The following is a 6387-nucleotide window of genomic DNA, read 5'->3' on the forward strand; positions in this document are numbered from 1 at the left end:
CAATCTACTTTTGATATTTCTAAATCAGTGAACATAATATCTTTATATTAGAGATATAGAAATGTGTCATTTATTGGATCTTAAATTTTAAAATCCAAAAGGCATATTTAAGAATGACAGCAAGTAGATGATGAAATAATTGATTTAGTTCAAACGAACCATGTCTCTATACAAAATAATTACTTTAATCGTTCCTAATGCTTTATTATCGTTATAATACACGTTTTAAAAATTGTTGTGTTCTTTCGTTTTGCGGGTTACCGAAAATTTGTGAAGGTGTGCCTGCTTCAGCTACAATGCCATCTGCCATAAATACCACTTTATCACTGACATCACGCGCAAACTGCATTTCATGTGTAACTACAACCATAGTCATACCTTCTTTTGCAAGGTCTTTCATAACTTGAAGTACATCTCCAACAACTTCTGGATCGAGCGCAGAGGTCGGTTCATCAAATAGTAATACATCTGGATGCATTGCTAAGGCTCTGGCAATCGCAACCCTTTGTTTTTGACCACCTGATAATTGTGCTGGATAGCTGTTTCCTTTATCTGATAACCCTACTTTGTCTAAAAGTTCTTGTGCTTCTTGTTTTAAAGCAGCTGAATCAGTATGTTTCAGTAACTTCGGTGCTAACATGATATTCTCTAAAACGGTTTTATGTGGAAATAAATTGAAGTTTTGAAAAACCATGCCCATTTTTTGACGCAATTCATTTACTTTCACATCTTTATCTAAAATATTGGTACCTTCAAAGTTAATTTCACCGCCATCTGGTTGCTCCAAAAGGTTGATACATCTTAACAAAGTACTTTTACCTCCACCAGATGGTCCAATAATCGCCACTACTTCTCCTGCGTTAATTTCTAATTCAATGTCTTTTAAAACTTCATTACTGCCGAAGTTTTTCTTTAAATGTTTAATATTAATCACTGACTTTCATTCTCCCTTCAAAGAAGTTCATGACTCTTGATAATACAAAGGTCAATACAAAGTAAAGAATTGCTGCAACGAGTAATGGCGTGAATGGATCAAATGATGCACCTTGTACAACTTGCGCATTAAACATAATTTCACTGACACCGATTACTGATACGATAGATGATTCTTTAATGACTGTCACAAACTCATTACCTAATGCAGGTAAGATATTTTTAATTGCTTGAGGTAAAATAATTGTTTTCATTGTTTGGCCATAGCTTAAACCTAAACTTCTCGCTGCTTCTGTTTGACCTTTATCCACTGCGTTGATACCTGCTCTGATAATTTCCGCAATATATGCTGCACAGTTGATAACCATCGCAATCATACCGCAAATCAATGCTGAGATATCCCATCCTAATACAGCAGTTGTACCGAAGAAAACTAGGAATACTTGTACAAGCAATGGTGTCCCTCTGATAAATTCAATGTATACAGAAGCTAACCATTTCAATGGTTTGATTGAACTTAATTTCATTAAAGCGAAGAATGCGCCAAATAAAGCACCAAATACTACACCTACTATCGAAATTAAAATTGTATTTTTAATACCTGTTAAAAAGAAAGAACCATACTTTGTAAAGAAATTACCTTCTTCTTCCATAGATTGTGCTGCGATATCTTTATATTTCGGAATCAAGTTTTGATCTTTAACATCTTTGACTGATTTGTTCACTTGCGCTAATAAAACTGGCGCATTTTTTGGTATCGCAATTGAATTATCTTTATCAGGTTCATGGAATTTTACTTTCGCAAATCCTAATTCAGGATTTTGTTGTAGATAAGCTTCTGCTACAGGTCTTTCAATAATTGCGCCATCTACTTTGCCGCTTTTTAATGCCATGATAGCTTCTGGCAGACGCGTTAATGAGTGAACATCAGCGTTTTCAATTTCTGTTTTCGCTAATTGTTCTTGCGTCGTTTGTTTTTGTGCTGCGATTCTTTTATTATCAAAATCACGCAATGATTTATATTTATCTATCTCAGTTTTTTTAACAATGATAGATTGTCCAGACTTCATATAAAAATCTGAGAAATCTACTTCTTTTTTACGTTCAGGTGTCGGTGTCATCCCAGAAATAATCATATCGATTTTTCCTGTTTTCAACGCACCAAGTAAACTATCAAATGACATATTTTCGATTTTTAGTTTCAGATGATTGTCTTCCGCAATTTTCTTCGCTAATTCAACGTCTATGCCGACATACTCACGCTTACCATTTTTAGAAGATTCAAATTCATAAGGTGCATAGTCAGCAGACAACCCTACTCTTAACTCTCCTCTTTGTTTAATCTTTTCCCATACTGGATCTTGTGCTTCAGCATGAGCTTTTAAATTGAATAACGGTAAAATGATGCCGCATAAAAATACCGTGCATATGAATACTTTAATTATGTTTAATGCTTTATGTTGTATCATAACGATGTCCTCCTTAACTTATAGAATTATTATACATATAAATGTATCAATATGCAATAGGTATTTTTAAATTTTCTGAAAACTTGGGTGTTTTCTTGTAAAATACAGCATAAAAAAAACCTTGTTCATATTCGAACAAGGCAGAAGTCTTATTGTTTTGGTATATCAAATTTGTATATTTCATTGTTATAGCCTGGTAATACTCTCTTACATACTTGATGGATAATAAAACCACAAACAAATGGAATAATAAAGTAACCAAATGCTAATAGGACAATATTTGTAAATGAATCGCCTTCCATGCGGTTAAAAGCGTTGATTGGTCCTACAAGTCCTGTATAACCGAAACCGGCTGACATTGGTGTTCCCTGAATACCGATAAAGTATGCTACTAGACCAGCAACTAGTCCATTTAAAGCTAATGGTACTGCGATAATCAAATGTTTGAAATAAACAGGGATCATCATCTTAGCTGCACCGATAATCAATACAATATTAACACCGGCTTTGTTGACTGGTAATGATCCCCAAATAAATGTTACACATGCTGCAACGATACCTAAGTTTGCTGCCCCGCTGCCTAAGCCTGATAATGAAATTGCTGTCGCAATCGCTACCAAAGAAATTGGTGTAACCATCAACAACGCATAAGTCATTGCGATTAAAATACTCATCAATAATGGATTTAATTCCGTAAATGAATGAATCATTGCTCCTAGTGCTTTTGTGATATGAGAAACAAACGGTAAAATCATTAAACCGATAAAACCAGAAACGACAGGAATCACTACAGGTAACACGATCATCTCAAGAGAGCCCAGTTTACCACTTAAAAGCAGTATTAACAGACAAGCAATCATTACGACGATAATGATATTGATAATGTCGCCGATACCTTTTAAAGCTAATCCTTTCGAAGTGAATTGTACTGCACCTGAACCTATCATTGCTGAAGTTCCTATCATTACAGCTGATGGACCACTGAATTTAAATTGATGTGCCGCTAAAACACCTATAATAAATGCCATAAAAGATTGTATTGCTATAACGATTTGAAAAATTAATTCTAAATAATGATTGCCATTCATGAAAAACTTAAGGATTTCACCTAGTAATGCATTCGGTAACAAAGCTACTACAACGCCTGCTCCTACCGCATTCAGTATGTTACTAAAAAATATTTTTGTGTTTAACTCTGATTTAGCCATAAGATGTAAATTTATCCTCCGTTCTTTAACTATTGCTTTTATTCTATAATAATTCTATCAAAGCAACAATACGAAAAACGGAACAAAGGTTACATAAAGTTACAAATACACATCTTATATTATATTTATTAAGTATAGTAAACAATGATTCTATAGTACTTATCTAATCATTAATATTATAATTTTACCGCATCAATCTGACATGTACTATTAAACAAATAAAAGCGCTTAAAGACCTATTCAATAAGAATACATCTTCAAGCGCTAGTCCGGTATGAATTAAAAAGAGTATAAACACTGAATCATCAGTAGTTATACTCTTCTTAATTGACTGATACCGGCGGCCGGGATCGAACCGGCACTCCATTAGCTGGAACGGGATTTTGAGTCCCGCGCGTCTGCCAATTCCGCCACGCCGGCGTAATAATATGGAGCGGAAGATAGGATTTGCACCTATACCTCGTTCCGGGAAGGAACGTGTTCTAAAAGTTGAACTACTCCCGCAGGAATAAAATTATGGAGCGGAAGATAGGATTTACACCTATACCTCGTTCCGGGAAGGAACGTGTTCTAAGAGTTGAACTACTCCCGCATAAAATAAAAAATGGAGCGGAAAATAGGATTTGCACCTATACCTCGTTCCGGGAAGGAACGTGTTCTAAAAGTTGAACTATTCCCGCATAAAATAAAAAATATGGAGCGGAAGATAGGATTTGCACCTATACCTCGTTCCGGGAAGGAACGTGTTCTAAAAGTTGAACTACTCCCGCATAATTCATGGAGGCGGCAACCGGATTTGAACCGGTGAATAAAGGTTTTGCAGACCTTGGCCTTACCACTTGGCTATGCCGCCAAAAGTAACTGGGCTAACTGGATTCGAACCAGTGAGTGACGGAGTCAAAGTCCGTTGCCTTACCGCTTGGCTATAGCCCATTAATAATAAAGGGCGACTGATGGGAATCGAACCCACGAATGTCGGAACCACAATCCGATGTGTTAACCACTTCACCACAGTCGCCATGGCAGGGGCAGTAGGAATCGAACCCACATCAAAGGTTTTGGAGACCTCTATTCTACCGTTGAACTATGCCCCTATTCAAATAAGATGGTGGAGGGGGGCAGATTCGAACTGCCGAACCCGAAGGAGCGGATTTACAGTCCGCCGCGTTTAGCCACTTCGCTACCCCTCCTGAGATGGTGCCGGCCAGAGGACTTGAACCCCCAACCTACTGATTACAAGTCAGTTGCTCTACCAATTGAGCTAGGCCGGCAAAAATGGTTCAAGACAGAGTCGAACTGCCGACACATGGAGCTTCAATCCATTGCTCTACCAACTGAGCTATTGAACCATAATTATATTAATGAATGGCGGTCCCGACGGGAATCGAACCCGCGATCTCCTGCGTGACAGGCAGGCGTGTTAACCGCTACACTACGGGACCTAAATAATAAAATTGCGGGAGGCGGATTTGAACCACCGACCTTCGGGTTATGAGCCCGACGAGCTACCGAACTGCTCCATCCCGCGATAATAGTATTGTATAAATGGCGGAGGAAGAGGGATTCGAACCCCCGCGAGCCGTTAAGCTCCTGTCGGTTTTCAAGACCGATCCCTTCAGCCGGACTTGGGTATTCCTCCAAAAAAATTATATGGACCTTGCAGGACTCGAACCTGCGACCGAACGGTTATGAGCCGTTAGCTCTAACCAACTGAGCTAAAGGTCCTAAATAATTTTACAACTAATAATTAGTGGCGGTGGAGGGGATCGAACCCCCGACCTCACGGGTATGAACCGTACGCTCTAGCCAGCTGAGCTACACCGCCATTGTATAGGTTTATGTTGTAATTAAATATGGTGGAGACTAGCGGGATCGAACCGCTGACCTCCTGCGTGCAAAGCAGGCGCTCTCCCATCTGAGCTAAGCCCCCATATTAATTTAATAATCAATTTTCTAAGGTTATCGGGAAGACAGGATTCGAACCTACGACCCCTTGGTCCCAAACCAAGTGCTCTACCAAGCTGAGCTACTTCCCGTAGAAAATAAGCGCGCCCGATAGGAGTCGAACCCATAACCTCTTGATCCGTAGTCAAACGCTCTATCCAGTTGAGCTACGGGCGCATTTTATATATATTATGGTGCCGAGGACCGGAATCGAACCGGTACGATAATCACTTATCGCAGGATTTTAAGTCCTGTGCGTCTGCCAGTTCCGCCACCCCGGCAAAAAAATGGAGCAGAAGACGGGATTCGAACCCGCGACCCCAACCTTGGCAAGGTTGTATTCTACCGCTGAACTACTTCTGCATATGCGGGTGAAGGGAGTCGAACCCCCACGCCGTAAGGCGCTAGATCCTAAGTCTAGTGCGTCTGCCAATTCCGCCACACCCGCGTTATAATGGTGAGCCATAGAGGATTCGAACCTCTGACCCTCTGATTAAAAGTCAGATGCTCTACCAACTGAGCTAATGGCTCTTGAGATGGTGCCGGCCAGAGGACTTGAACCCCCAACCTACTGATTACAAGTCAGTTGCTCTACCAGTTGAGCTAGGCCGGCTATTAAAATGGTGGAGAATGACGGGTTCGAACCGCCGACCCTCTGCTTGTAAGGCAGATGCTCTCCCAGCTGAGCTAATTCTCCAAATATATATTGCCTGGCAACGTCCTACTCTTGCGGAACGTAAGTCCGACTACCATCGGCGCTAAAGAGCTTAACTTCTGTGTTCGGCATGGGAACAGGTGTGACCTCTTTGCCATTGTCGCCAGACAATGGAATG

General features: G+C 39.8%; 3 protein-coding genes, 26 tRNA genes and 1 rRNA gene. All 30 read right to left on the minus strand.

Annotated features, from left to right (window positions below; genetic code table 11):
- Window positions 1-211: 211 nt before the first annotated feature.
- Window positions 212-934 (minus strand): amino acid ABC transporter ATP-binding protein, encoded by a 723-nt coding sequence (locus BU038_RS11315; protein WP_107606122.1) that lies wholly within the window; start codon window positions 932-934, stop codon window positions 212-214.
- A complete protein-coding gene (locus tag BU038_RS11320) occupies window positions 927-2402 on the minus strand; it encodes an ABC transporter permease subunit (protein WP_241963174.1) in 1476 nt (491 codons plus the stop codon). The genes BU038_RS11315 and BU038_RS11320 overlap by 8 nt, the downstream gene beginning before the upstream one ends.
- 149 nt (window positions 2403-2551) lie before the next feature.
- Window positions 2552-3610: a PTS sugar transporter subunit IIC gene (locus BU038_RS11325; protein ID WP_107606123.1), complete on the minus strand. Its 1059-nt coding sequence runs from the start codon at window positions 3608-3610 to the stop codon at window positions 2552-2554.
- A gap of 335 nt (window positions 3611-3945) precedes the next feature.
- Window positions 3946-4030 (minus strand) — tRNA-Leu (locus BU038_RS11330).
- A 9-nt stretch (window positions 4031-4039) separates the two neighbouring features.
- Window positions 4040-4114 (minus strand) — tRNA-Gly (locus tag BU038_RS11335).
- A 13-nt stretch (window positions 4115-4127) separates the two neighbouring features.
- Window positions 4128-4202: transfer RNA gene (locus BU038_RS12435), tRNA-Gly, on the minus strand.
- Window positions 4203-4215: 13 nt separating this feature from the next.
- Window positions 4216-4290 (minus strand) — tRNA-Gly (locus tag BU038_RS11340).
- A 15-nt stretch (window positions 4291-4305) separates the two neighbouring features.
- Window positions 4306-4380, minus strand: a tRNA-Gly gene (locus BU038_RS11345).
- An 8-nt stretch (window positions 4381-4388) separates the two neighbouring features.
- Window positions 4389-4463: transfer RNA gene (locus tag BU038_RS11350), tRNA-Cys, on the minus strand.
- A gap of 8 nt (window positions 4464-4471) precedes the next feature.
- A tRNA-Gln gene (locus BU038_RS11355) sits at window positions 4472-4543 on the minus strand.
- Window positions 4544-4555: 12 nt separating this feature from the next.
- A tRNA-His gene (locus BU038_RS11360) sits at window positions 4556-4628 on the minus strand.
- A gap of 2 nt (window positions 4629-4630) precedes the next feature.
- Window positions 4631-4704 (minus strand) — tRNA-Trp (locus tag BU038_RS11365).
- 12 nt (window positions 4705-4716) lie between these two features.
- Window positions 4717-4800 (minus strand) — tRNA-Tyr (locus BU038_RS11370).
- A gap of 5 nt (window positions 4801-4805) precedes the next feature.
- A tRNA-Thr gene (locus BU038_RS11375) sits at window positions 4806-4881 on the minus strand.
- Between the two features lie 5 nt (window positions 4882-4886).
- Window positions 4887-4959: transfer RNA gene (locus tag BU038_RS11380), tRNA-Phe, on the minus strand.
- Window positions 4960-4976: 17 nt separating this feature from the next.
- A tRNA-Asp gene (locus BU038_RS11385) sits at window positions 4977-5052 on the minus strand.
- Window positions 5053-5064: 12 nt separating this feature from the next.
- Window positions 5065-5138: transfer RNA gene (locus tag BU038_RS11390), tRNA-Met, on the minus strand.
- An 18-nt stretch (window positions 5139-5156) separates the two neighbouring features.
- Window positions 5157-5249: transfer RNA gene (locus BU038_RS11395), tRNA-Ser, on the minus strand.
- Window positions 5250-5261: 12 nt separating this feature from the next.
- Window positions 5262-5335, minus strand: a tRNA-Ile gene (locus BU038_RS11400).
- Window positions 5336-5361: 26 nt separating this feature from the next.
- Window positions 5362-5435 (minus strand) — tRNA-Met (locus BU038_RS11405).
- Window positions 5436-5464: 29 nt separating this feature from the next.
- Window positions 5465-5540, minus strand: a tRNA-Ala gene (locus BU038_RS11410).
- 32 nt (window positions 5541-5572) lie between these two features.
- Window positions 5573-5646, minus strand: a tRNA-Pro gene (locus BU038_RS11415).
- Window positions 5647-5657: 11 nt separating this feature from the next.
- Window positions 5658-5731, minus strand: a tRNA-Arg gene (locus BU038_RS11420).
- Between the two features lie 15 nt (window positions 5732-5746).
- A tRNA-Leu gene (locus tag BU038_RS11425) sits at window positions 5747-5835 on the minus strand.
- Between the two features lie 7 nt (window positions 5836-5842).
- Window positions 5843-5917 (minus strand) — tRNA-Gly (locus tag BU038_RS11430).
- 3 nt (window positions 5918-5920) lie between these two features.
- Window positions 5921-6002, minus strand: a tRNA-Leu gene (locus BU038_RS11435).
- A gap of 7 nt (window positions 6003-6009) precedes the next feature.
- A tRNA-Lys gene (locus tag BU038_RS11440) sits at window positions 6010-6085 on the minus strand.
- Between the two features lie 6 nt (window positions 6086-6091).
- A tRNA-Thr gene (locus tag BU038_RS11445) sits at window positions 6092-6167 on the minus strand.
- An 8-nt stretch (window positions 6168-6175) separates the two neighbouring features.
- Window positions 6176-6251, minus strand: a tRNA-Val gene (locus tag BU038_RS11450).
- An 11-nt stretch (window positions 6252-6262) separates the two neighbouring features.
- Window positions 6263-6377 (minus strand): 5S ribosomal RNA (gene rrf, locus BU038_RS11455).
- Window positions 6378-6387: the final 10 nt, after the last annotated feature.

The sequence above is a fragment of the Staphylococcus simulans genome, from assembly GCF_003043455.1.
GTDB classification, from domain to species: Bacteria; Bacillota; Bacilli; order Staphylococcales; family Staphylococcaceae; genus Staphylococcus; species Staphylococcus simulans_A.